At 68.4% G+C, this 24,031-nt stretch carries 23 protein-coding genes; 17 read left to right on the plus strand and 6 right to left on the minus strand.

From position 1 onward, the window contains the following. From F0Q34_RS04835 to F0Q34_RS04870, 8 genes are all read left to right on the plus strand, one after another. Complete coding sequence (locus tag F0Q34_RS04835; RefSeq protein WP_149810957.1) at nucleotides 1-993, plus strand: ABC transporter ATP-binding protein; 993 nt, start codon at nucleotides 1-3, stop codon at nucleotides 991-993. An 8-nt stretch (nucleotides 994-1,001) separates the two neighbouring features. Further along, nucleotides 1,002-2,045 (plus strand): ABC transporter ATP-binding protein, encoded by a 1,044-nt coding sequence (locus F0Q34_RS04840; protein WP_149810958.1) that lies wholly within the window; start codon nucleotides 1,002-1,004, stop codon nucleotides 2,043-2,045. Nucleotides 2,046-2,313: 268 nt separating this feature from the next. Then, the gene (locus F0Q34_RS04845; protein ID WP_149810959.1) at nucleotides 2,314-2,817 is read left to right on the plus strand and encodes a (2Fe-2S)-binding protein; all 504 of its coding nucleotides are present in this window, start codon (nucleotides 2,314-2,316) and stop codon (nucleotides 2,815-2,817) included. A 75-nt stretch (nucleotides 2,818-2,892) separates the two neighbouring features. Further along, a complete protein-coding gene (locus F0Q34_RS04850; protein ID WP_149810960.1) occupies nucleotides 2,893-5,304 on the plus strand; it encodes a xanthine dehydrogenase family protein molybdopterin-binding subunit in 2,412 nt (803 codons plus the stop codon). Between the two features lie 13 nt (nucleotides 5,305-5,317). Continuing rightward, on the plus strand, nucleotides 5,318-6,112 hold the full coding sequence (locus F0Q34_RS04855) for an FAD binding domain-containing protein (protein WP_149810961.1): 795 nt from the start codon (nucleotides 5,318-5,320) through the stop codon (nucleotides 6,110-6,112). 135 nt (nucleotides 6,113-6,247) lie between these two features. Continuing rightward, nucleotides 6,248-7,033, plus strand: a complete 786-nt coding sequence (locus F0Q34_RS04860; protein ID WP_149810962.1) for a cold-shock protein — start codon at nucleotides 6,248-6,250, stop codon at nucleotides 7,031-7,033. Between the two features lie 147 nt (nucleotides 7,034-7,180). Continuing rightward, nucleotides 7,181-7,855 carry a hypothetical protein gene (locus tag F0Q34_RS04865; protein ID WP_149810963.1) on the plus strand — a complete coding sequence of 225 codons (675 nt, stop codon included), beginning with the start codon at nucleotides 7,181-7,183 and terminating at the stop codon, nucleotides 7,853-7,855. A 122-nt stretch (nucleotides 7,856-7,977) separates the two neighbouring features. Further along, nucleotides 7,978-8,967 carry a Bug family tripartite tricarboxylate transporter substrate binding protein gene (locus F0Q34_RS04870; protein ID WP_149810964.1) on the plus strand — a complete coding sequence of 330 codons (990 nt, stop codon included), beginning with the start codon at nucleotides 7,978-7,980 and terminating at the stop codon, nucleotides 8,965-8,967. Nucleotides 8,968-8,988: 21 nt separating this feature from the next. Here F0Q34_RS04870 and F0Q34_RS04875 read toward each other — a convergent pair whose 3' ends face one another. Then, the gene (locus tag F0Q34_RS04875) at nucleotides 8,989-9,738 is read right to left on the minus strand and encodes an SDR family oxidoreductase (protein WP_149810965.1); all 750 of its coding nucleotides are present in this window, start codon (nucleotides 9,736-9,738) and stop codon (nucleotides 8,989-8,991) included. A gap of 94 nt (nucleotides 9,739-9,832) precedes the next feature. Here F0Q34_RS04875 and F0Q34_RS04880 point away from each other — a divergent pair, with 94 nt between their 5' ends. Next, complete coding sequence (locus F0Q34_RS04880) at nucleotides 9,833-10,435, plus strand: hypothetical protein (RefSeq protein WP_149810966.1); 603 nt, start codon at nucleotides 9,833-9,835, stop codon at nucleotides 10,433-10,435. Between the two features lie 34 nt (nucleotides 10,436-10,469). On the opposite strand, the gene F0Q34_RS04885 is transcribed toward F0Q34_RS04880, so the two are convergent. The 3 genes from F0Q34_RS04885 to F0Q34_RS04895 all read right to left on the minus strand — a co-directional run bounded on the left by F0Q34_RS04885 (nucleotide 10,470) and on the right by F0Q34_RS04895 (nucleotide 14,374). Next, a complete protein-coding gene (locus F0Q34_RS04885) occupies nucleotides 10,470-11,564 on the minus strand; it encodes a glycosyl hydrolase family 8 (RefSeq protein ID WP_149810967.1) in 1,095 nt (364 codons plus the stop codon). A 108-nt stretch (nucleotides 11,565-11,672) separates the two neighbouring features. Beyond that, nucleotides 11,673-12,896 carry an O-antigen ligase family protein gene (locus F0Q34_RS04890; RefSeq protein WP_149810968.1) on the minus strand — a complete coding sequence of 408 codons (1,224 nt, stop codon included), beginning with the start codon at nucleotides 12,894-12,896 and terminating at the stop codon, nucleotides 11,673-11,675. A 59-nt stretch (nucleotides 12,897-12,955) separates the two neighbouring features. Continuing rightward, nucleotides 12,956-14,374 (minus strand): aspartate aminotransferase family protein, encoded by a 1,419-nt coding sequence (locus F0Q34_RS04895; RefSeq protein WP_149810969.1) that lies wholly within the window; start codon nucleotides 14,372-14,374, stop codon nucleotides 12,956-12,958. Between the two features lie 175 nt (nucleotides 14,375-14,549). Here F0Q34_RS04895 and F0Q34_RS04900 point away from each other — a divergent pair, with 175 nt between their 5' ends. From F0Q34_RS04900 to phoB, 7 genes are all read left to right on the plus strand, one after another. Beyond that, nucleotides 14,550-14,774, plus strand: a complete 225-nt coding sequence (locus F0Q34_RS04900; RefSeq protein ID WP_149810970.1) for a hypothetical protein — start codon at nucleotides 14,550-14,552, stop codon at nucleotides 14,772-14,774. Between the two features lie 169 nt (nucleotides 14,775-14,943). Beyond that, entirely contained in the window at nucleotides 14,944-15,993 is a 1,050-nt protein-coding gene (gene pstS, locus F0Q34_RS04905; protein ID WP_149810971.1) for a phosphate ABC transporter substrate-binding protein PstS, read from the plus strand. A 98-nt stretch (nucleotides 15,994-16,091) separates the two neighbouring features. Then, nucleotides 16,092-17,096 carry a phosphate ABC transporter permease subunit PstC gene (pstC, locus tag F0Q34_RS04910; RefSeq protein WP_370750976.1) on the plus strand — a complete coding sequence of 335 codons (1,005 nt, stop codon included), beginning with the start codon at nucleotides 16,092-16,094 and terminating at the stop codon, nucleotides 17,094-17,096. Between the two features lie 4 nt (nucleotides 17,097-17,100). Further along, the gene (gene pstA / locus F0Q34_RS04915; RefSeq protein WP_149810972.1) at nucleotides 17,101-17,991 is read left to right on the plus strand and encodes a phosphate ABC transporter permease PstA; all 891 of its coding nucleotides are present in this window, start codon (nucleotides 17,101-17,103) and stop codon (nucleotides 17,989-17,991) included. 7 nt (nucleotides 17,992-17,998) lie between these two features. Further along, nucleotides 17,999-18,835: a phosphate ABC transporter ATP-binding protein PstB gene (gene pstB, locus F0Q34_RS04920; protein ID WP_149810973.1), complete on the plus strand. Its 837-nt coding sequence runs from the start codon at nucleotides 17,999-18,001 to the stop codon at nucleotides 18,833-18,835. An 18-nt stretch (nucleotides 18,836-18,853) separates the two neighbouring features. Continuing rightward, on the plus strand, nucleotides 18,854-19,567 hold the full coding sequence (gene phoU, locus F0Q34_RS04925; protein ID WP_149810974.1) for a phosphate signaling complex protein PhoU: 714 nt from the start codon (nucleotides 18,854-18,856) through the stop codon (nucleotides 19,565-19,567). Nucleotides 19,568-19,586: 19 nt separating this feature from the next. Beyond that, nucleotides 19,587-20,303, plus strand: a complete 717-nt coding sequence (gene phoB / locus F0Q34_RS04930) for a phosphate regulon transcriptional regulator PhoB (RefSeq protein WP_149810975.1) — start codon at nucleotides 19,587-19,589, stop codon at nucleotides 20,301-20,303. Nucleotides 20,304-20,354: 51 nt separating this feature from the next. Here phoB and F0Q34_RS04935 read toward each other — a convergent pair whose 3' ends face one another. Then, entirely contained in the window at nucleotides 20,355-22,061 is a 1,707-nt protein-coding gene (locus F0Q34_RS04935; RefSeq protein WP_241665319.1) for an ABC transporter permease, read from the minus strand. Continuing rightward, nucleotides 22,048-23,040, minus strand: a complete 993-nt coding sequence (locus F0Q34_RS04940; RefSeq protein ID WP_149810976.1) for an ABC transporter substrate-binding protein — start codon at nucleotides 23,038-23,040, stop codon at nucleotides 22,048-22,050. Before F0Q34_RS04940 ends, F0Q34_RS04935 begins: the two co-directional genes overlap by 14 nt. A gap of 177 nt (nucleotides 23,041-23,217) precedes the next feature. Between F0Q34_RS04940 and F0Q34_RS04945 the strand changes: the two genes are divergently transcribed. Then, nucleotides 23,218-24,018 carry an enoyl-CoA hydratase/isomerase family protein gene (locus F0Q34_RS04945; RefSeq protein ID WP_149810977.1) on the plus strand — a complete coding sequence of 267 codons (801 nt, stop codon included), beginning with the start codon at nucleotides 23,218-23,220 and terminating at the stop codon, nucleotides 24,016-24,018. Nucleotides 24,019-24,031: the final 13 nt, after the last annotated feature.

A 24,031-nucleotide genomic window follows, 5' to 3' on the forward strand; every position in this document is an offset into this window, starting at 1 on the left:
ATGGCATTGCTCGAAGTCGAAAACCTGCAAACGCATTTCCGCACCCCGGATGGCGGCGTGAACCGCGCCGTCGATGGCCTGAGCTTCAGCGTCGAGGCGGGCGAGACCGTCGCCATCGTGGGGGAGTCCGGCTGCGGCAAGTCGGTCACCTCCATGTCGATCCTGCGGCTGATCCCCGAGCCGCCCGGGCAGCTGGCCGGCTCCATCCGGTTCCAGGGCAAGGACCTGCTGAAGCTGACGGAGCGCGAGATGCGCGCTATCCGCGGCAACGAGATCAGCATGATCTTCCAGGAGCCGATGACCTCGTTGAACCCGGTGCTGTCCATTGGCCAGCAGATCGGCGAGGCGCTGCGGCTGCATCAGGGTCTGTCCAAGCAGCAGGCGGAAGCCAAAGCGGTCGAGATGCTGACACTCGTCGGCATCCCGGCGCCGGACAAGCGGGTGAAGGAATACCCGCACCAGCTTTCCGGCGGCATGCGGCAGCGCGTCATGATCGCCATCGCGCTGGCCTGCAACCCGAAGCTGCTGATCGCCGACGAGCCGACCACCGCGCTCGACGTGACGATCCAGGCGCAGATCCTGGACCTGATGCGGGACCTGAAGCACCGCGTCGGCGCCGCCATCGTGCTGATCACCCATGACCTCGGCGTGGTGGCCGAGGTCGCGGAGCGGGTGATCGTCATGTATGCCGGCCGCAAGGTCGAGGAAGCCAATGTGGCTGACCTGTTCCGCAACCCCAGGCATCCCTACACCCAGGGCCTGCTGGGCGCGGTGCCGAAGCTCGGCTCCTCGCTGGAAGGCGAGACCGAGCGGCTGGCCGAGATCCCGGGCCTTGTCCCGAGCCTGAAGCAGAAGATCCAGGGCTGCGTGTTCGCCAGTCGCTGCCCCAAGGTGACCGAGCTGTGCCGCGAGGTGGCGCCAGCCCTGGAGGAGAAGGCCCCGCGCCATGTCGCGGCCTGCCACTATGCGGAGCGGGAGGCTATCGCGGCATGAGCACGAGCATGACGGACAGATCCGCCCATCGCGGCCTGCCACCGCTTCTGGAGGTGAACGACCTCAAGAAGCACTTCCCCATCAAGGCCGGCTTCTTCGGCAACACCACCGGCCATGTTTATGCCGTGGACGGCGTGTCCTTCCACATCGAGAAGGGCGAGACCCTGTCGCTGGTGGGCGAATCCGGCTGCGGAAAGTCCACGGTCGGCAAGGCCCTGCTGCGGTTGTTCCCGCCGACCGCCGGGCAGGTGGTGCTGGATGGCAAGCGCATCGACGACCTTTCCCAGGGGCAGTTGCGCCCCATCCGCCGCCGCGTCGGCGTGGTGTTCCAGGACCCATTCAGCAGCCTCAATCCGCGCATGCGGGTCAAGGATCTGCTGGCGGAGCCGATTCGGAACTATGGGCTGGCGAAGAACGGCGCCGAGCTGGATGAGCGGCTGGCCAAGCTGATGGATCTGGTGCGGCTGCCGCGCGATGCCGTGACGCGCTGGCCGCATGAATTCTCCGGCGGCCAGCGGCAGCGAATCTGCATCGCCCGCGCTCTGGCCGGCGAGCCCGACCTGATCATCTGCGACGAGGCCGTCTCGGCGCTCGACGTTTCGGTGAAGGCGCAGATCGTCAACCTGCTGCAGGACCTCCAGACGCAGCTGGGCCTGGCGATGCTGTTCATCAGCCATGACCTCGCCATCGTGGAGCACATGACGCACCGCGTGGCGGTGATGTATCTCGGCAAGATCGTCGAGATCGCGCCGCGGCGCTCCCTGTTCGGCGCGCCGAAGCATCCCTACACCGAGGCGCTGCTGTCGGCCGTGCCGGTGCCGGAGCCGGGGGCAAGCCGCCAGCGCATCGTGCTGAAGGGCGATGTGCCAAGCCCGATCAATCCGCCCAAGGGCTGCCGTTTCCACACGCGCTGCCCCTACGCCTTTGATCGCTGCCGCACGGACGAGCCGGAACTCAAGCAGACCCAGCCAGGTCAATGGGCGGCCTGCCACCTGCATGACCTGCCGGAAGCCAGCAATCCGCTGGCGCGGAGCCTGCCGGCGGCAGCCTGAGGAAAGGCGCCGCTTCCCGATCTGCCCAGGGGAGGAATGCTCCCCTGGGCGCCCTTGTCTTTTCACCGACCGCGGGGATCGCCCGGTTCTGTGACTTTCGCGTCCGAAAACAGGGGGCACTTCAGTCCGTTACTTGCAAATGCCTCTCAATTGCGTAAAATCTCCTGCATTCCGCCGCTTGACGGCTCCTGCTTGCTTGGATGACGCTTGCTCCTCAAAGGGCGGCCGTTTTCAGCGCGCCGCCTCCTGCGCATGGGGGAGAGACGGCATGCCGCAAGTCAGCCTGACGGTGAATGGCAAGTCCCACACGGTGGATGTCGAAGGGCGCACCCTGCTGGTCGAAGTGCTGCGTGAAAAGCTGCGCCTGACCGGCACGCATGTCGGCTGCGATACCAGCCAGTGCGGCGCCTGCGTGGTGCATATCGGTGAGAACAGCGTGAAGTCCTGCACCATCCTGGCGGTGCAGGCGGACGGGGCGCAGATCACCACGATCGAGGGAATCGCCGCCGCCGACGGCACGCTGCACCCGATGCAGGAAGCCTTCCGGGAATATCACGCGCTGCAATGCGGCTTCTGCACGCCGGGCATGGTGATGAGCGCCATCGACCTGGTGAAGAAGCATCCTTCCGGCCTGTCCGAGCAGGAGATCCGGGAAGGGCTGGAAGGCAACATCTGCCGCTGCACCGGCTACCACAACATCGTGAAGGCCATCGCCGCCGCGGCGGATGTGATGAACGGCAAGCGCACTGAGCTGGCGCGCGCGGCCGAATAAGGCCGGAGGCTGACGGACGACCGGCCGGAACAGGCCGGCGCAACAAGCAGAATGTCGCCGGGGAGGCGAGCATCCATGAACGTCACGCTACCCTCTGCGGTGTCCTCCGGGGGCATCGGCGCGCGGGTCCGCCGCAAGGAGGATCTTCGCTTCCTGTCCGGGCGCGGCCAGTACACCGATGACCTGGTGCGACCGAACCAGCTCCATTCCTGGATCCTGCGCAGCCCGCATGCGCATGCCCGCATCAACTCGATCGACACCGCCGCCGCCATGGCCATGCCCGGTGTTGTCGCCATCTACACGGCGCGCGACATCGAGGCGGCTGGGCTGGGCGGCGTTCCCTGCGGCTGGCAGGTAACGGGCAAGGGCGGCAAGGTGATGGCCGAGCCCGCGCATCCGGTGCTCGCCAGCGGCAAGGTCCGCCATGTGGGCGATCCGGTCGCCTTTATCGTGGCGGAAACCCGGGCGCAGGCGCGGGACGCGGCGGAAGCGGTGGAAGTCGGCTATACGTCCTTGCCCGCGCTGCCGGATCTTCGCGCGGCGACGGCGCCGGGCGCTCCGTCGCTGCATGACGAGGCGCCGGACAATATCTGCTTCGACTGGGAGATCGGCGACAAGGCGGCGACCGACGCCGCCTTCGCCCGGGCGCACAAGGTGGTCCGGTTCGAGACCACCAACAACCGCCTGGTGCCCAACGCCATGGAGCCGCGCGCGGCGATCGGCGACTATGATCCGAACAGCGGCGAGCACACGCTGTTCACCACCAGCCAGAACCCGCATGTCATCCGGCTGCTGATGGGCGCCTTCGTGCTGAAGGTGCCGGAACACAAGCTGCGCGTTGTGGCGCCGGATGTCGGCGGTGGCTTCGGCAGCAAGATCTACCATTACGCGGAGGAGGCCCTCGTCACCTGGGCCGCGGCGCAGCTGAAGCGCCCGGTGCGCTGGACCTGCGAGCGGAGCGAAAGCTTCCTGTCCGATGCGCATGGCCGGGACCACGTCACCACGGCCGAGCTGGCGCTCGATTCGGATGGCCGCTTCCTGGGCCTGCGGGTCGAGACGCTGGCCAATATGGGCGCCTATCTCTCCACCTTCGCGCCGGCCGTGCCGACCTATCTGTCCGCCACGCTGTTGGCCGGGGTCTATACCACGCCGGCGATCCACGGGCAGGTGAAGGCGGTGTTCACCTCCACCGTGCCGGTGGATGCCTATCGGGGGGCCGGCCGTCCGGAAACCACCTACCTGCTGGAGCGGCTGGTGGATGTCGCGGCCCGCGAGATGGGCATGGACCGGCTGGAGATCCGCCGGCGCAATTTCATCCAGCCCGACCAGTTCCCGTACCAGACGCCGGTGGCCCTGCAATATGACAGCGGCGACTACGAGGCGACGCTGCGGCAGGCGCTGGAGGCGGCGGACTATGCCGGCTTCGAGGCCCGCCGCGCCGAGGCGAAGGGGAGGGGGATGCTGCGCGGTATCGGTGTTTCCACCTATCTGGAAGCCTGTGGCATCGCGCCTTCCAAGCTGGTGGGCCAGCTCGGCGCCCGGGCGGGGTTGTACGAGGTCGCCAATATCCGCGTGCATCCGACCGGCAGCGTGACGGTGTTCACCGGCACCCACAGCCATGGCCAGGGCCATGAGACCAGCTTCGCGCAGCTTGTGGCGGAGCAGCTCGGCGTGCCGATCGACATGGTGGAGATCGTCCATGGCGACACCGGCAAGATCCCGTTCGGCATGGGAACCTATGGCTCGCGCTCCCTCGCGGTGGGCGGCTCCGCCATGGTCCGCGCGATGGACAAGATCATTGCCAAGGGCAAGAAGATCGCCGCGCATCTGATGGAAGCCTCGGTGGAGGACATCGAGTTCGCCGATGGCCGCTTCCGCGTCGCCGGCACCGACCGCAGCAAAGCCTTCGCCGAGATCAGCATGGCGGCCTATGTCCCGCATGATTACCCGATCGAGGAGCTGGAGCCGGGGCTGGAGGAAACCGCCTTCTACGACCCCAAGAACTTCACCTATCCGGGCGGTTGCCACATCTGCGAGGTGGAAATCGACCCGGAAACCGGCGGGGTCGAGGTGGTGAAGTTCACCGCCTGCGACGATGTCGGCCGCGTCATCAATCCGATGATCGTTGAAGGCCAGATCCAGGGCGGCGTCGCCCAGGGCATCGGCCAGGCGCTGATCGAGAACACCGTTTATGACGGGGAAGGGCAGCTGCTGACCGCCAGCTTCAACGACTATGCCATGCCGCGCGCCGCCACCGTGCCGGACTTCACCGTGCTGACCAGCACCACGCTGTGCACCCACAATCCGTTGGGGGTGAAGGGCTGCGGGGAGGTCGGCGCCATCGGCTCTCCGCCCGCCGTGATGAATGCCGTGGTGGACGCGCTGCGCGACTATGGCGTGCGGCATGTCGAGATGCCCGCGACACCGCTGAAGATCTGGTCCATCATCCATGGGGGCGGCGACGCGCTGCCCCAGGCCGCCGAATAAGGGGAGAGCCGCGATGTACGATTTCCAATACCATAAGCCTGCCACCATCGCGGACGCGGTGAAGCTGCTGGCCGCCGATCCGGAAGCCCGCCCGGTTTCCGGCGGCATGACTCTGCTGCCGGCCCTGAAGCACCGGCTGAACAAGCCCACCTCGCTGATCGACCTGTCGGGAATCGCCGAGCTGCGCGGTGTGCGGCGCGAAGGGGATGCCATCGTGATCGGCGGCATGACCACGCATTATGAGGTCGCCACCCATCCGCAGATCCTGGCCGCCATTCCGGCCCTGGCGCGCATGGCAGCCACCATCGGCGACACCCAGGTGCGTAACCGCGGCACCATCGGCGGCAGCCTGGCCAACAACGATCCGGCGGCCGACTACCCGGCGGCGGCGCTGGCGCTGCGGGCCACCATCATCACCGATCGGCGCCGCATCCCGGCCGACGAGTTCTTCCTCGGCATGTTCACCACGGCGCTGGAAGCCGATGAACTGGTCACCGGCATCTCCTTCCCGATCCCGGAGAAGGCCGGCTATGCCAAGCTGCGCAACCCGGCCAGCCGCTATTCCATGACCGGCGTTTTCGTGGCCAAGGGGCCGCACGGCGTCGGCGTCGGCGTCAACGGCGCCGGTCCCTGCGCCTTCCGGCAGGCGGAGATGGAGGCGGCGCTGAGCGCGAACTGGTCGGTTGATGCCGTGGCCAATGTGAAGCAATCGCCGGATGATCTGAACAGCGACATCCATGGCAGCGCCGCCTACCGCGCCAATCTGGTGACGGTGATGGCCAAGCGCGCCGTGGCGGATGCTGGCTGAGGCGCCGGAAAAGCCATCATTTCCCCCGTCCTGGCTGCTCTGTTTCGACTAGCAATCAGGGCGCGGGGGTGCGAGGATGAAACATGCCGGCCCTGCATCCCGTCGGGCCGCGTAAACTTACAGGTTTGAGACGCAGTGTTTCCGGATAGTGATTCGCAGGGCGGCAATGAGCCGATCGAGGCCGAGGTCAAGTGGTACAACGGCCGCAAGGGTTTCGGCTTCGTGCTCGGCCCTGATGGCCAGGACGTGTTCTTTCACGCCTCGGCCCTGACTGAAGCGGGAATCGAGCCGCCTGAGACCGGCGACAAGCTGGTTTGCGAGATTGGCTCGGACCGGCAAGGCCGCCGCCTGGTGACCCGGATTCATGAGCGCAAGCTCGGCCCGGGCGCGCCTGCCGGTGGTGACCGCCCGCCGCGCCGCGACTTTGGTGGCGGTGGCTTTGGCGACCGCCCGCCGCGCCGCGACTTCGGTGACCGTCCGCCGCGCCGTGACTTTGGCGATCGTGGTGGCTTCGGTGGTGGCGGTGGCTTTGGCGATCGTCCCCCGCGCCGCGACTTCGGTGGCGGCGGTGGCTTCGGTGGTGGCGGCTTCGGCGATCGCCCCCCCCGTCGCGACTTCGGTGGTGGCGGTGGCGGCTTTGGCGCCCCTCGCTCCTTCGGTGACCGCCCGCCGCGCCGCGACTTCGGTGGTGGCCGCGATGAGGGTGGGCCGACCTATGCCGTGGGCGGCACCGTCAAGTGGTTCGACCAGGTCCGTGGCTTCGGCTTCGTGACGCCGGACGATGGCGGCCAGGATGTGTTTCTGCATTCCTCCGTGTTGCAGCGCGCCGGCAAGCAGGACGTGCAGCAGGGCGAGAAGCTGAGCCTTGAGGTTCGTGACGGTCAGCGCGGCCGGCAGGCCGTGGTGCTGAAGGGCGAATAACGGACCCGCCCGCCGGCGAGACTTCTGGTGGGCAGCATGCCCCGGCACCGCGAGGCGCCGGGGCTTTTTGTTAGCCGGATCTTCATCCCTTTGCCGCAAAGTGCTGGCACAGACCGGGCAGCATTCCGGCAGAAGGGGAAGAATTCCATGCTATCCCAGTTCGCACCCGGCACCATGTCCTCTGGCCATGCCCAAGCTGGGGCGGCCCGCCTCACGGAGGCGGTCAGCCAATGTGGCCGGCTGCGCGAAGCGGCCCGGCTGTCCGATCTGGCCGCCGGGCTGTTGAGCCAGGCCATGGAGCGGCTGGAAGAGCACGATACCCTGCCGCGGACCAGCCACCCCGCCCGTGCCCGTCATGCCATGGCGGAGGCGCTAGCCCTTTGGCGGGCCGCCTGGGCCCTGTGTTCCACCCAACTCACGGACCGGCCGGGCCTGTCGGGCGTGCTGCATTCCCTGGATCAGGCCGGGGCCGCCCTCGCCGGCGGCGAAGCCGGGATGATCCCGCGCCTTGCGGTGGCGGCCGGCGCGCTGCGCCGCCTCGGCGAGTCGCTGCGCGGCCAGCTGGCCCTGGCACAGGGGGCGATCGACCGGATCGGCCATTTGCCCGCCTCCCTGTCGGCCGCCGATCTGGAACATGAAGCCGGCCGGCTGCGCGCGCTGCAATTGCGGCAAAGCCTGGATGGACAGGCCCTGGGCCTCGCCCGCCTGCTGCCGGATTGCCTGCGGGATATCCCGGCCGTGACAGATTGCGACAGGCCGGCCGGTGCCCCGGAATGGACGCTGCCGGCCTGCGGAACGCGGCTTGGCGCGGCGTCCTGCTGACAGGCGGCAGGTCGCCGGGCTGAGGAAGGCGGATCGGGCGGCGCGACATGCGCAACCCGGTTGCGGCGTGTTGACGGGTGCGGCCAAGCTGGAATCCTTGCTTGACCTGAGAGGAAACCTTGATGATGCGCCGACCGCTGCTTGCCCTGGCACTGGCTGGATTGCTGTCGCCCTTGTCCGCCCTTGCGCAGGACGCTTCCTGGCCCAACCGTCCCATCACGCTGATGGGCGGTTTCCCCAACGGTTCTGGCGTGGACATTTACGCCCGCAAGCTGGCGGAGCCCCTGTCGAGGGTGCTGGGCGTGCCGGTGGTGGTGGATAACCGCAGCGGCGCCGGCGGCAACATCGCCAGCGACTTCGTGGCCAAGGCGCGGCCGGATGGCTACACTTTCCTGTTCGGCACGGCCGGCACCCATGCCATCAACGCGACGCTGTACCGGAACCTGCCCTTCGACCCGGTGAAGGACAGCACGGCCATCACCCATCTTGGGGATGTGCCGAACGTGATGACGGTCAGTCCCGAGAAGCGGCCGCAGTTCAACAGTTGCGCCGCCGTGGTCGCGGCCGCGAAGGCGGCGCCGGGCAGGCTGAACTATGCTTCCACCGGCAATGGCGCCTCCACCCATCTGGCCGGGGCGCAGTTCATCCAGGTGGCGGGCCTCGACATGGTGCATGTGCCGTTTCGCGGCCAGCCCGGGGCGCAGACGGCCTTGCTCGCGGGCGATGTGGACGTGTTCTTCAACCAGTCCGGCCCTGCCATCGGCTATATCCAGCAGGGGCAGGTGAAGGGCCTGGCCGTGACCACGGCGCAGCGCCTGCCGGCCTTGCCGGATGTTCCAACCGTGGCCGAGGCCTGCGGTCTTCCCGGCTTCGACAGTTCCACCTGGTACGGCATCTTCGCGCCGCCGGGATTGCCGGAAGCGATCCAAACGCGCATGAACGCCGAGATCCAGCGCATCATCACCGCGCCGGATTTCCGCAAGTGGCTGATCGAAACCCAGGGCATCACGCCCAGCACCATCCGCACGCCGGAGGAATTCCGCGCCGTGCAGATCCGCGACATCGAGCGGTGGGGCGAGGTGGTGCGCAAATCCGGCGCCCAGGTGGACTGAGCGCCAGGTCCGAAGGGGGCCTCAGCCCCGGCCGATGAACGGCATCTTGGTGGCCATGACCGTCATGAACTGCACATTGGCATCCAGGGGAAGGGATGCCATGTGCAGCACGGCCTCGCCCACATGCCGTGCATCCATGCGGGGCTCCACCATGGTGGTTCCGTTGGCCTGGGGCACGCCGCCGGTCATGCGCTCCGTCATCTCGGTGGCGGCGTTGCCGATGTCGATCTGGCCGCAGCAGATGTCCCATTTCCGGCCATCCAGGCTGATCGACTTGGTCAGGCCGGTGATGGCGTGCTTGGTCGCCGTGTAGGGCGCGGAGCCCGGCCGGGGAGCATGCGCGCTGATCGAGCCGTTGTTGATGATGCGGCCGCCCTGCGGCGATTGCTGCTTCATCATCCGGAATGCCTCGCGGGCGCACAGGAAGGCGCCGTGGAGATTGGCGGCAACCACGCCATACCAGTCCTCCAGGCTGGTTTCGCCGATATCCACGGATGGGCTGCCACGCCCGGCATTGTTGAACAGCATGTCGCAGCGGCCCCATTTCTGGGCCACCGCGGCGAACAGGGCGGCGACCGAATCCGCGTCGCCCACATCGGTCGGCACCGCCAGACAACGCGCGCCGGCTTCGCCCGCGGCATCGATGGTCCCTTGCAGCGCGTCGGCGCGGCGCCCGGCCAATGCCACGCTCCAGCCAGCGCCCAGCAGCGCCAGGGCGGCGGCGCGGCCCACGCCGCTGCCGGCGCCGGTCACCACTGCGATCTTGCTCATATGACGTCCTCCTCGGGTGTCTTGGGGCGACAAGGTGCGGCCCGGTGCGCTACAGCGCAAGCGCCCGCCTGCCACTTCGCGAGGGAGGAAACCCATGCCCCGCCCATTCCGCCTGGCCCTGTTTGTTCTGGGCCTCGGCGCCCTGTCGCCCCAGGCTGGGCAGGCCCAGGCATCGCCCCAGAACCTGCGCCCGACGCGGGATGTCAGGATCACCTACGAGGTGCAGGCGGAAGGGCAGGGAACGCGCCGGATCCCGGTGGCGTGGCAGGCCGCCACGCAGCGGGCGCGGGCGGAGCCGGACGGCGTGCCGGGCTGGCTTCTGCTCGATCTGCCGCGGAACAGCGCGCAGATGGTGCTGGAAGCCCAGAGCATGGTGGTGCAGCTGCCGGCCGGGGACCTGTCACCGCTGCTGGGCGGCGTTCCACCTGGCACCAAGCTTTCCGCTGCCGGCAGCGCCACGGTGGCGGGACATCGCTGCACCAATTGGCGCGTCGTGCGTCCTGACACGGAAGGCACGGTTTGCCTGACCGCGGACGGGGTCATGCTGCGGGCCGCCGGGCAGCATCGCGGCCGCAGCGGACGGATCGAGGCCAAGGCCGTCAGCTACGGCCCGCAGGATGCCTCCCGCTTCGCCATCCCGCCCGGATTCACCCCAGTGACCCTGCCGCCCGCCTTGCTGCAGGGCCTGATGCGGTAGCGGCATCGCAACAGCCGTCTTCCACGCGGGAGGATCAGAGCCTGCGTTGCCTGCTGGCATCCGCCTGGGCATAGGGGCGCTCAAACGCGGCGAGGCGTGCCAGCAGGGTCAGCGCGGCGGCATAATAATGCGGGGCCTGGCGGACGCGCGGCAGAAATTCCGGCCCGGCGGCCGGATCGTGAACCAGCTTGGCCACGGCGAGGAAACCGCTATCCGCCGGGTAAGGGGCGGTATTGTTCTGAACCAGGTCGGTCCAGGCCGGTGTCACAGGACTGCTGCTCCAGAAGCGTGCCGCGGCCTGCGCCGCTGGCTCGGCCTCCAGCCCCGCCCAGGCGAGGTAGAGCGGCACCCGCACCGCATCATAGGAAAAGCGTGGTGGCCAGCCCGAAGGAAGGGATGGCGGCGAGGCTTCGTGGCGGGACAGGCTGATCCAGTCGGCGGGCAGGCCCCATCGCCCGAAGCGGGCCTCGCGCAGCAGCGCCAGCCCATCCTGCCGCAGTGCCAGCCAGCGCCCATCCGGCATCAACTGCGCCAGGGCGCCGAAGGCCGGGATCACATAATAGGATGGGTTGAGCACCACATGGTCGCGGTGCTCGAAGCCGAAGGCCGCCGGCAGCAGCACCATGCGGCCGCGCAGTTCCCGCACGCAGGCCGAGTGCAGGTCCTGCGCCACCCTGATGCCGAGCTCGAGAAGCTCGGGCCGCTGCCAGCGCCGGGCAGCGCGTTGCAGGGCCCAGGCCACGAAGATGTCGCCATCGGTTGCGTTGTTGTGGTCTTCTACCGGCACGGCGCGATCCGGCCGCCAAGCCCAGGCCATCAGGTTGTCGCTGGGCCGCCGCAGCTCACGGCGGGCCCAGCCCAGCATCCGGTTGAAGCTTCGCTCGTCATCGAATGCTTCGGCGAGAAGCAGACCCCATCCCTGACCCTCGGAATGGGAGGTGCCGTGATTGGCGGTGTCCACGACCCGGCCTTCCTCCGTGACATAGAGGCGGAGGAAATCCTGCCACTCCTCGATGCCATCAATAGGGGGAGTGGCCGTCACCTCGGCTTCCCTGGTGGCCCCCGCAGGCAGAGTCACCAGGGCGGCCGTCCATCCGAGCAGGCTGCGCCGCGCGAGTCCGGCCGGCATTTACAACTCCTGGCTCAAAATTCCTTGGAACCTTGTGCCAGAAAATTGCGATCTTAAGAGGTGAGGAGTCGAACAACATTTCGCGCGCAGAATGTGGACGTGGTGTCACTACCGACCAGGCATTGTTCTGCGAAGCGCGGCGGCAAAGGCCAGCGCCATGGCCGCCGAGCAAAGCCACCAGATCTGCCAAGTCCCGAAGCTGGCGAAAAAGGTGACAAAGGCGGATGCCAGCACCCCCGACGCGGCGGCCGGTGCCGCGCTCCGGGCTGCGGAGCAGCCAAGCGCCAGGAAGGCCAAAGCCGCCAGCCCGCTGCCGATCCATCCCAGTTCCAGCCGGATCTGCAGGGGGCCGTTATGCGGATGAAGGGGCATCAATTCGAGATGGGGCGCTTCGAACCACGCCCGGACGGCCGCGCTGTGGACGCCCAGTTCCGCCAGCCTTTCGGGCTCGGGGCGGTCCTTGCCGCCCGGCAGGGCGCGGGCGGATTCCATGCCCCAGCCCAGAAGGGGATGTTCGGCCGCCTTTTCCAGGCCGAAATCCCAGATCGCCAGGCGGTGGATTGCCGAGGGCGGCAGCCGCTCGACCATCGGTGCCATGGCCTGCATCGCCGGGCCTAGCATCAGCGGCGTCAGCAGCATGGCGGTGCCCAGGGCCGCCCCCAGCACCACGGGCAGGCGGGGCGCGGATTGCCGCCGCCAGCGCTGCTCCGCCGCGACAAGGGCCACCGCCACGATGCCGGCCAGCGCCGCCAGCCGGGCCGTGTCGCCGGGGATGAACAGCAAAAGAACGCATCCGGCGACCAGCAGGAGCGCCCGCGCCGCCGGCGGCAGGGCGATCCCCGCCAGCAGCGGCAGCAGCAATGCCATCACCGAGGCCGCTGGCTTCAGGCCAAAGGCAAGGCTGGGCGGGATCTGGTCCAGGCCTCGCACGGCCGCGCGCAGCGTGGAGCCGGTCAGATGATCGAACAGGGCCGCGGCGAGGCCGATGGCCAGGCCGGCCAGGATGGCGAAGCCCAGCTGGCGGCGGGCTGCCCCCAAATCCTCCATCGCCGCGCGCGCGGCGGCGCCGGCGAGCAGCACGAGCCCGCCGAGGCTCAGCCCGTTGGAAAGGGCGCGGCCCGGCTCGATGGCCCACAGGGCGGAAAGGCAACCCCAGGCGGCGAGGGCCAAGCCGGCCCAGAAGGCGGGGGCGGAAGGCCAGGGCCAGCGCCCCTGCGCCCGCCGCGCCAGCAGCACCGTGGCCAGCAGCGCCAGCAACGCCAAGGGTGCCATGGCCTTGGACTGCAGAACGGCGAGCGGCGGCGCCAGGAGCGCCGCCGCGCACAGGGGCACGCATGGCGCGCCCCAGCCAGGCGAAGCGCGCGCCGTGGCGGCGCGCGGTGGCGCTGCCTTCAAACGACCGTCAGCCCTTCGCGCTTCAGCTGGGCCGAAAGGTCGTCCAGCGCATGGCCGAAGCGCTCCACCATTTCCTCCACCTCGGCCGCGGTGATGATCTGCGGCGGCGAGAAGGCGATGCTGTCATTCGGCAGGGCACGCAGGATCAGGCCATGGTTCTCGGCGATGCCGACCAGCCGCGGCGCAATCTTGCGGGCGGGGTCGAAGTTGCGGTGCTCGGCCTTGTCCTCGACCAGCTCCACGGCCCCGATCAGGCCGACGCCGCGCACCTCGCCCACCAGCGGATGGCTGGCGACGCGTTCCCGCAGGCGCTTCTGCATCACCGCGCCGACCTCGGCGGCATGGGCCGCGATGTCCATCTCGTCATAGATCTTCAGCGTCTCGACCGCGACGGCGGCGGCGACCGGGTGGCCGGAATAGGTGTAGCCATGGCCCCAGGTGCCGATCTGGCTGGCGCCTTCGGACATCGCCTCATAGACCCGCTCATTCACCAGCACCGCCGAGATCGGCAGGTAGGAGGAGGACAGGGCCTTGGCGCAGGTCAGGATATCCGGCTGCATGCCCATGGTCTGGCTGCCCCAGTAATTGCCGGTGCGCCCGAAGCCGCAGATCACCTCATCCGCCACCAGCAGCACGTCGTACTTGCGCAGAACGGCCTGGATCTTCTCGAAATAGGTGGCGGGCGGCACGATCACGCCACCGGCGCCCATGATGGGCTCGGCGAAGAAGGCGGCCACGGTGTCCGGCCCTTCCGCGACGATCATCGCCTCCAGCTCGGAAGCGAGGCGGGTCGCGAAATCCTCCTCCGACTCGCCGGGCAGGGCATGGTGGTAGTGGTGCGGGCGGGAGGTGTGCAGGATGCCGGCGATCGGCAGGTCGAACAGCTTGTGGTTGACCGGCAGGCCGGTCAGGCTGGCGGAGGCGATGGTGACGCCGTGATAGCCGCCGATGCGGGAGATCACCTTCTTCTTCTGCGGCCGGCCCAGCGCATTGTTCATGTACCAGACCATCTTGAGCGCCGTGTCGTTCGCTTCCGACCCGGAATTGGCGAAGAACGCCTTGCTCATCGGCACGGGCGCGCGTTCCACCAGCATTTCCGCCAGTTCGATCAGCGGCAGGTGGGAGCGGCCGGTGAAGGCGTGGTAGAAGGGCAGCTTGCGCATCTGGTCGGCGGCAGCCTGCACCAGCCGCTCATTGTTGAAGCCGAGCGCGGCGCACCAGAGGCCGGCGACCGTCTCGATGTATTCGCGCCCGTTCTGATCCGTCACCCGCACGCCCTTGCCGCCGGTGATGATCAGAGGGCCCTTGGCGCGGTGCGCCTTGTGGTCGGTATAGGGATGAAGAACGTGGGCCACATCCCGCTCGGCTGCGGAATTGGCGCCGGCGGCGGGGGAGGCGGGGGGCGGTGGGGTCATGGCGATTCATCCAGCAACAACGGGAAACTTCAGACTACGCCGACCGGTCGGGAGTGCAACCTGCCATGCCTGCGCTCACGCTCACCCGCCCGGTGGTGCAACCCTGCCGATCGCCACTGGTTGAGGAGACAGGCGGCGGCACCCCGGCCGCTGCGAGAATCAGGAGAACCACGCCATGACGACGCAGAAAGGGACGGAAGCGGACCAGGCGGCGCGGCAGGACAACTCCGTGCCCAAATCCGGCTCTCCCGCGCCCAGCGGCAGGCAGAAGCAGGAGCAGGCGCTGGACAAGAGTGTCGAGGACACGTTTCCCGCCAGCGACCCGCCGGCCCAGTCAGAGCCCGGGACCTCCGTGGGCTGGAGCGCTCCGGAGGATGAAGGCGACGCCAAGAAGAAATGACCGGGCGCGGCCGGAACGCCCCAGGATGGGACAGCCGGCCGCTACTGTCATCTCAGCTTCATAAAACTGCAATCGAAGAGTCCTGCCTTTGTCCTAGAACGCCGTCAACCGAACCGGGACCGGCGGCTCATCCATCCAGGATGGCCGCAGGGCCCAAAACCGGAGAAAGATGGTGAGCAATCGGCTTCTAGCACTGGCTGCTGGCGTTGTGGCGACCTTTGGGCTGAGCGCGGCGGCTTCCGCGCAGAACACCAACATCACCGGGGCCGGCGCCAGCTTCCCCGCACCGCTTTATCAGAAATGGGGCGAGGCCACGAAGGCCGCGACGGGCATCCAGCTCAACTACCAGTCGATCGGCTCCGGGGCCGGCCAGACCCAGATCCGCAATCGCACGGTGGATTTCGGCGCCTCCGACTCCCCGATGAAGGCCGAAGACCTGGAACAGCACAAGCTGCTGCAGTTCCCCGCCGTGATGGGCAGCGTGGTTCCCATCGTGAACCTGCCCGGCATCGAGAACCACAAGCTGCGCCTGACCGGCGAGATCGTGGCCGACATCTATCTCGGCAAGATCACCAAGTGGAACGATCCCCGCATCGCCGAGCTGAACCGCGACGTGTCGCTGCCCAGCTTCGCGATCGCCCCGGTCTATCGGGCCGATAGCTCCGGCACCACCTATGTCTGGGTGTCATACCTTTCCGCCGTGTCCGAGACCTTCAATAAGGATGTGGGCGTCGGCAACTCGGTCCGGTGGTCGACCGGCACCGGCGCGCGCGGCAATGAGGGCGTGGCGGGAACCGTGCGCAATGTCCGCGGCGCGATCGGCTATGTCGAGCATGCCTACGCGGCGCAGAACAACCTGACCACCACGCAGCTGCGCAACAAGGCCGGCAACTTCGTGTCCGCGACGGCCGAGAACTTCCAGGCCGCCGCCGCCAATGCCGATTGGAGCGCGCCGAACTTCGCCGCCTCCCTGGTCGATACCCATGGCGCGAATTCCTGGCCCATCGTCACCCCGACCTTCATCCTGCTGCCGAAGAACCCGCAGGATGCGGGCAAGGCGCAGGCCGTGATGAAGTTCTTCGACTGGGCCTACCGCGACGGTGATGCCATCGCCACCGGCCTCGACTACATCCCGCTGCCGGAGCAGGTCGAGGGCGCGGTCCGCGCCGCCTGGAGCAGCATCACGGTCGACGGCAAGGCCGTTTGGCCCGCCCGCTGATCCGGACTTGGTGCTAGAAGGCGGGACGGGCGGGTCGGAAGGCACCGCCCGTTTCGTCCATTCCGCGACGAAACCCGCCTGGACCATGGAGTAGGACCTTGCAGCAGGCCGTGCCGATTTCCGCTGACAACGCCCCGCGGCAGGAGCCCGGCGGCGCTTCGCCCGCCATTCTCCGCCGCGGCGGCTCCGGCGCCCTGGGCGATGCGATCTTCGCCGGCGCCTGCAAGGCCGCGGGGATCCTCGTCCTGCTGCTGCTCGGCGCCATCATCGTGCAGCTGTTCATCGGCGGCCTGGATGCCTTCCGCACCTTCGGCCTCAGCTTCGTCACCAGCACGGAGTGGGACCCGGTGAAGGAGGTGTTCGGTGCCGGGGTGTCGATCTATGGCACCGTCATCACCGCCATCCTGGCCCTGCTCTTCGCCGTGCCGGTTGCCTTCGGCATCGCCTTCTATCTGACGGAGCTGGCGCCCGCCTGGCTGCGCCGGCCGGTAGGGATCGCCATCGAGCTGCTGGCCGCCATCCCCTCGATCATCTACGGCATGTGGGGCTTCTTCATCATCGTGCCGCTGATGTCGCGCTACATCCAGCCCGCGGTTATCGACACGATCGGCACCTTGCCGCTGGTGGGGGATCTGTTCGCCGGCCCGCCCTTCGGCACGGGCATCCTGACGGCCTCCATCATCCTGGCCATCATGGTGCTGCCCTTCATCGCCGCCACCATGCGCGACGTGTTCGAGACGGTGCCCGCGGTGTTCAAGGAAAGCGCCTATGGCCTGGGCGCGACGCAGTGGGAAGTGGTGCGCAATGTCGTGCTGCCTTACACCCGGGTCTCGGTGGTCGGCGGCATCATGCTGGGGCTGGGCCGCGCGCTGGGCGAGACGATGGCGGTGACCTTTGTGATCGGCAACGCCAACCGCATTTCCGCCAGCCTTTTCGGGCCGGGCAACACCATCGCCTCGGTCATCGCGCTGGAGTTCGGCGAGGCGACGATGGGCAGCCTGAAGCTGTCCGCCCTGCTCGGCCTCGGCTTCATCCTGTTCGTCATCTCCTTTATCGTGCTCGCTGCGTCGCGCTGGCTGTTGCGCTCGAGCTTGAAGGCCTGAGATCATGAGCGCGACAATCGCCTCCCCCAGCAGCGGCCCCGCCCGCGACCCGCGGGTCAGCGCCGCGCTTGGCGCCCGCCGCCGCCGCGCCGCCCTGATCGTGAAGGTGGCTTGCTACGCGGCGACCGCCCTTGGCCTGCTGCTGCTGCTGCTCATCCTGGGCACCTTGTTCTGGAATGGCGCTTCCGCCATTTCGATCAATGTGTTCACCGACGTCACCCGCCCGCCGGGGTCCGGGGGCGGCCTGCTGAACCCGATCGTCGGCAGCCTGATCCAGACCTTTATCGCGACGCTGGTGGGAACCCCGATCGGCCTGCTGGTCGGCACCTACCTCGCCGAATACGCGAAGAACTCGGCCCTCGGCCATGCTGTCCGCTTCGTGTCCGACATCCTGCTGTCCGCCCCTTCCATCCTGATCGGCCTGTTCGTCTACCAGTCGATGGTGGTGCCAATGGGCGGGTTCTCCGGCTGGGCCGGTTCGGCGGCGCTGGCCATCATCGTCATTCCCGTGGTGGTCCGCACCACGGAGGACATGCTGCGCCTGCTGCCCGATACGCTGCGGGAAGCGGTGATCGGCCTCGGCGCGCCGAAATGGAAGATGGTGACGCTGGTCTGCTGGCGTGCCGCGGCCAGCGGCATCCTGACCGGCGTGCTGCTGGCCATCGCCCGCGTGGCGGGCGAGACGGCGCCGCTGCTGTTCACCTCCCTCGGCAACCTGAACTGGTCGCTCAGCCTTTCGGCGCCCATGTCCAGCCTGCCGATCACCATCTACTCCTATGCCGGGTCGCCTTATCCGGACTGGATCGGGCTTGCCTGGGCGGGCGCCCTGATCATCACGCTCGGCGTCCTGATGCTCAACATCGTCGCGCGCAGCCTGCTGCGCGGCAGGAAGTGAGGTTCACATGGCTGATTCCATGACCACGGCCAACGCGTCCTCCTCGCCGCAGCGCGCGGCGTTCCAGGCGCGCTCCAACTCCGCGCTGAACGAGCCCCGCATCGCCGTCCGCGACCTCGATTTCTATTACGGCAGCAACAAGGCGCTGAAGAAGATCGAGCTCGACCTGCCGGAGCGGCAGGTCACCGGCATGATCGGCCCCTCCGGCTGCGGCAAGTCCACGCTGCTGCGCGTGCTGAACCGCATGTACAGCCTTTATCCGGGGCAGCGCGCCACGGGGCAGGTGCTGATGGATGGGGAGAACATCCTGGACAACAGGATCGACATCAACGCGCTGCGTTCCCGCATCGGCATGGTGTTCCAAAAGCCGACGCCGTTCCCGATGACCATCTACGAGAACATCGCCTTCGGCGTGCGCCTGCATGAGAAGCTGTCCAAGGCCGCCATGGATGAGCGTGTGGAATGGGCGCTGACCCGCACCGCCATCTGGGGCGAGGTGAAGGACCGGCTGCACAGCTCGGCCATGGGGCTTTCCGGCGGCCAGCAGCAGCGCCTCTGCATCGCCCGCACCATCGCGGTGCGGCCCGAGGTGGTGCTGCTGGACGAGCCGACCTCGGCGCTCGACCCGATCAGCACGCTCAAGATCGAGGAGCTGATCGACGAGCTGAAGCGCGATTTCACCATCGCCATCGTCACCCACAACATGCAGCAGGCGGCGCGTTGCGCCGACCAGGTCGCCTTCTTCTATCTGGGCGAGCTGGTGGAGGTGGCGCCGGCTGACGAGCTGTTCACGGCGCCGAAGCAGCGGCGCACCCAGGACTACATCACCGGCCGTTTCGGCTGAGGCATGGAGGCGGAACAGATGCCCAACGAGCACATCGTCCGCTCCTTCGAGGAGCAGTTGAAGCGTTTGCGGGAATTGCTGGCGCGGATGGGCGGCCTGGCCGAGCGCCAGGTGGCCGATGCCGCCAAGGCCCTTATCACCCGCAATGTCGATCTCGCCAGCGAGGTGATTGGCCGGGATGGCGAGATCGACGCGCTGGAGGTGGAGATCGAGAATTTCTGCGTCCGCCTGCTGGCGCTGCGGCAGCCCATGGCGGGCGACCTGCGGGTGGTTGTCGGCGCGCTGAAGATCTCGACCAATATCGAACGGATCGGCGACTACGCGCGCAACGCGGCGAAGCGCGCCATCGTGGTGTCGCAGCAGCCGCAGATCGGCAGCCTCAACGGCTTCCAGTGGATGGCCAAGCTGGTTCAGGAAAACCTGAAGGACGCGATGGACGCCCTGGTCCGGGAGGACGCCGCGGTGGCCGAGCGCGTCTGGGCCTCCGATGCGCCGGTGGACGACATCTACAACGGCATCTTCCGGGAAATGCTGACGCATATGATGGAGGACCCGCGCAACATCACCGCGGCGACCCATCTGCTGTTCATCGCAAAGAACTTCGAGCGCATCGGCGACCACGCCACCAACATCGCGGAAACGGTGCATTACGCTGTGCTCGGCCGCAACCTGCCCGATGACAGGCCGAAATCCGATGCTTCCGCCTACACCATCGCCCGCCCACCCTCCTGAGCGGCGAGGGACCCGTCCGATGGCTGATCTGAACAACGGCATGTCGCGTCCCACCATCCTGGTGGTGGAGGACGAGGCGCCGCTGCTGACCCTGCTGCGCTACAACCTGGAAAAGCAGGGCTTCCGCGTGGACGAGGCCGCCGATGGCCAGGAAGCGCTGATGCGCGTGGCCGAGGCGCCGCCCGACCTGGTGCTGCTGGACTGGATGCTGCCGGCCCTTTCGGGGCTGGAGGTCTGCCGCCAGCTTCGCCGCCGCCCCGACACGCGCGACATGCCGATCATCATGGTCACCGCCCGCACGGAAGACCAGGATGCGGTGCGCGCGCTGGACACCGGCGCGGATGATTACATCGCCAAGCCCTTTGTGATGGATGCACTGCTGGCGCGCATCCGGGCCCTGCTGCGGCGCTCGGGCGGCGTCGCCACCAAGGGCATGCTGACCTGGCACGACGTGTCCATGGACCAGGATGCCCATCGCGTCACCCGCAATGGGCGCCCCCTGCATCTTGGCCCCACCGAGTACCGGCTGCTGGAGTTCTTTCTGCAGCATCCGGGCCGCGTCTTCTCGCGGGAACAGTTGCTCGATGCCGTCTGGGGGCGTGATATCCATGTGGAGCCACGGACGGTGGATGTGCATATCCGCCGGCTGCGCAAGGCGGTGAACGCCGAGAACGAGGTGGATATCATCCGCACCGTGCGCAGCGCCGGCTATGCGCTGGATCTGGAACCCCACTGAGGCGGCTTCGCCCCGATGAAAGGCCAGGGAAGCTTCCCTGGCCTTTTCCGTTCATGGCCGCCAGGGCAGCGTTCCGGCCGGCAGGCGGCGGCCCAGCAATGTCGCCACCCCGATCAGCCCTGCCACGAGAAGCAGCGAAAGGCAGGACACCGCCGCGGCCTGCGGCGACTGCCCCCCATCCTGCAGGTTGAACACCAGTACGCCGAGGGTCTGGGTGCCGGGGCCGTGCAGCAGGCTGCTCACCGTCACCTCGTTCACCGCCAGCAGCATCACCAGGATGGCGCCTGCCGCCAGCGAAGGCGCCAATGGCGGCAGGTGCACCGCCAGAAGCCGGCGCAGCGTTCCGGCGCCCAGGCCACGCGCCGCATCGTCCAGCGCCGGATCGAGGCGCCCGGCCGCCGCGGTCACCGGACGCAGGGCGAGGGCCTGGAATCGCGCCAGATAGGCGAACAGGATCAGCCCGATCGTTCCATAAACCGCTCCTCCGCCGGGTAGGCCCAGCACCAGAAGGATCACCGACACGGCGGTGCAGGCTCCTGGCAGGGCGTAGGGGAGGTCGGCGCCCAGCGTTGCCCAGCGCACTAGGCGGTGCCGCAGCGCCAGGGCAACCGGCAATGCCGCCAGCGAAAGCAGCAGCGCCGCGCCACCGGACAGCAGCAGGGAATTGCCGAAGGCCGCCAGGGTGTGGGCGCCGGGTGCCATGGTGGCGGCAAAATGCCGCAGGGTCGCGGTGTCCGGCGTCAACGCCATACCCATGGCGGGCACCAGCGCCGAGGCCAGCAGCGCCGCCAGCGGCAGCAGCAGAACCGCGAAAAGGTAAAGGCCGAGCGGCAGCAGGGCCAGGCGGGACCAGGCGGTCGGCGCCAGCGGCTCGAAGGGCTGGCCGCCGCGCCAGCCGTCCTGCCGCGCCGCCAGGAATTGCGCCAGAAGCCCAGGCAGGGCGATTGCCGCCAGCAACAGCGACAATGCCGCCACCTGCGACAGGGCGGCGGGCCCGGTGGCCGAAAGGCGCTGCCAGATCAGCACGGTCAGCACCGTGTAGCGCCCGGGGATGCCCAGCATCGCGGCAATGCCAAAATTGCCCAGCGCCGCCACATAGGCGAGGCCAGCCCCCGCCAGCACCCCCGGCAGCAGGAGGGGCCACACCACCTGCCGCATGGCCATTCCCGGCGAGGCGCCCATGCCGCGCGCAGCCGTGATCAGCTCGCCCGGAAGGCGGCGCACCAGGGCGGCAACCGCCAGGAACACCAGGGGCGCGCCCTGGATGCCCAGCAGCAGCATCATCCCGCCCGGCCCATGGAACGGGTTGGAACTGCCAAGCGGCGGCGCCAGGTCCAGCGACACCAGCAGGGGCGAGGAAGGCCCCGCCATCTGCGTGAAGGCCAGCGCCAGGATCTGCGGCGGCACCAGGAGCGGCAGGATGCACAGAAAGATCAGGACCCGCCGCCCCGGCACGGCCCGCAACAGCAGCAACCCCGCCAGCGTGGTGCCGATGGCGGTGGCGAGCAGGGTGGCGCCTGAGGCGACCAGCAGGCTGCGCCAGGTCGCCCGCCACAAGGAGGCATCCTGCAGCAGGGAAGGAAAGGCGGGGCCGACGGCCTCGGCCAGCAGGCGGACCGCCGGGGCCAGGCCGATGACGGCCAGCCACAGGATGGCGACCACGCCCAGCAGCGGCGGGCGCGTCCAGGACCGCCCTGGCCGGAAACGGGCCCGCGCCGCGAGAACAGCCCGCGGCGCGGAAAGCTTACTGGCTGACAAGCTGGTTGAAGCGGCGCAGGTCCTGCTCGCCTTCGGCCGCGGCCCGGGCGGCGTCGAAGGGCAGCAGCTTGATCGTCTTGGGGTCGGGGAAGCCGGCGGGCGGCGCCACCTCGGGATCGGCCGGCAGGAAGCCCTGGGTGGCGGCGAGCTGCTGGCCTTCGCGCGAAAGCAGGAAGGTGACGAAGGCGGCGGCGGCTTCCGGGTTCTGGCTGGATTTCAGGATGGCGACCGGCTCGGTGATGGCGCTGGCCCCTTCCTCGGGGAAGATGAACTTCACCGGGGCGCCCTTCGCCGCCTCGCGAATCGGCATGTAGTCCACGACGATGCCGAAGGCGCGCTCCCCCCCGGCGACAGCCTGCATCACCGCGCCATTGCCGCCGCGCGGCTGCAGTCCGGCGCCGGCCAGCTTTTCCCAGTAGTTCCAGCCAAGGCCAGTGGCCTGAGCGACGGCCTGCACATGGATGGCGGCGGCACCGGAAACCGAGGGCGACGGCATGGCCGTCATGTTGCGCGCCTCGGGCCGCAGCAGGTCGGCCCAGCCCTTGGGGGTGAAGGGCGCGCGGGTGTTCACCACGATGCCGGTGGTCAGCAGCTTGGTGCCGAAATAGGTGCGGTCCGGGTCATGCACGGTGGCGGGGGTGTTGCCGGTCTGCACTTCCGGGCTCGGGCGCAGCAGACCTTCCTTCTTCAATCCCTCGAAGGTCAGGCTGTCGGCCAGCAGCAGCAGGTCGGCGCGCGGCGCCCCGGCCGCGATCTCCGCCCGCAGCCGCGGCATGATCTGGTTGGTGCCGCCGCGGATCCATTCGACCTGGACCTTGGGGTGCTTCTGCCGGAACAGCTCCACGGTGCGGGCGGCGTCCGGCTCCAGCTGGCTGGTGTAGAGCACCAACCGGCCGGTGGGTTCGGCCCGCGCCGGTGTGGCGCCAAAGGGGGCGGCCAGGACGGAAAGGCCAAGAAGCAGGAAGCTTGCGCGCCGCATCGGGATGTCCTCAGGCAGGAGTCGCGCCTGCCCTAGCCGGGGCCGCGCCACGGGGGCAGGGGGGGCGGATGAATTTTCGATGAAGTGCTGCATCGCCGCGCCCAGTTTACAGCCTCCCGGCGCATCCGTAAGACCGCTCAGGGCAGCTTGAACCCTGTGACCGGGAAGGAAATGATTATGGACGCCAAGGTGGATACCCAGGACGAGATCCTGTTCGAACGGCTGGAGGGCGGCATCGCCCGCGTCATCTTCAACCGGCCCCAGGCCCGCAACGCCTTCACCTTCTCCATGTATGAGCGGCTCGGCGAGTTCTGCGGCCAGGCCGGGGAGGACCCGGAGGTCCGCGCCATCATCCTGACCGGGGCGGGCGACAAGGCCTTCGCCGCCGGCACGGACATCAACCAGTTCCGCGCCTTCAAGACGCCGCAGGACGCCATCGAGTACGAGGCGCGGATCAGCAAGATCCTGTCCGCCATCGAGGCCTGCCCGAAGCCGGTGATCGCGGCCATCAACGGCGCCTGCACCGGCGGCGGTGGCGCCATCGCGGCGGTGTCGGACATCCGCATCGCCTCGGCCCATTCGCGCTACGGCTTCCCGATCGCCAAGACGCTGGGCAACATCCTGTCCATGGCGTCCTTCTCCCGGCTGGTGACGCTGGTCGGGCCTTCGCGCGCCAAGGAGATGATCTTCACCGCCCGCCTGATCGGCGCCGAGGAGGCTCTCCAGGCCGGACTGCTGCATGAGGTGGTGCCCGAGGGCGGCGACGTGCAGGCCCGCGCGCTGGAGGTCGCCCGCACCATCGCCGGCAACGCGCCGCTGACCCTGCGAGCCACCAAGGAGGCGATCCGCCGCCTGGGCCAGAAGATCTCGGCCGAGGAAGGCGAGGACCTCGTTCTCATGTGCTACATGAGCGAGGATTTCCGCGAAGGCATGGATGCCTTCCTGAACAAGCGGCCGCCCCAGTGGAAGGGGCGCTGACCGCCAGCGAAAG

The sequence above is a fragment of the Teichococcus oryzae genome (genome assembly GCF_008386565.1).
Classification (GTDB): domain Bacteria; phylum Pseudomonadota; class Alphaproteobacteria; order Acetobacterales; family Acetobacteraceae; genus Pseudoroseomonas; species Pseudoroseomonas oryzae.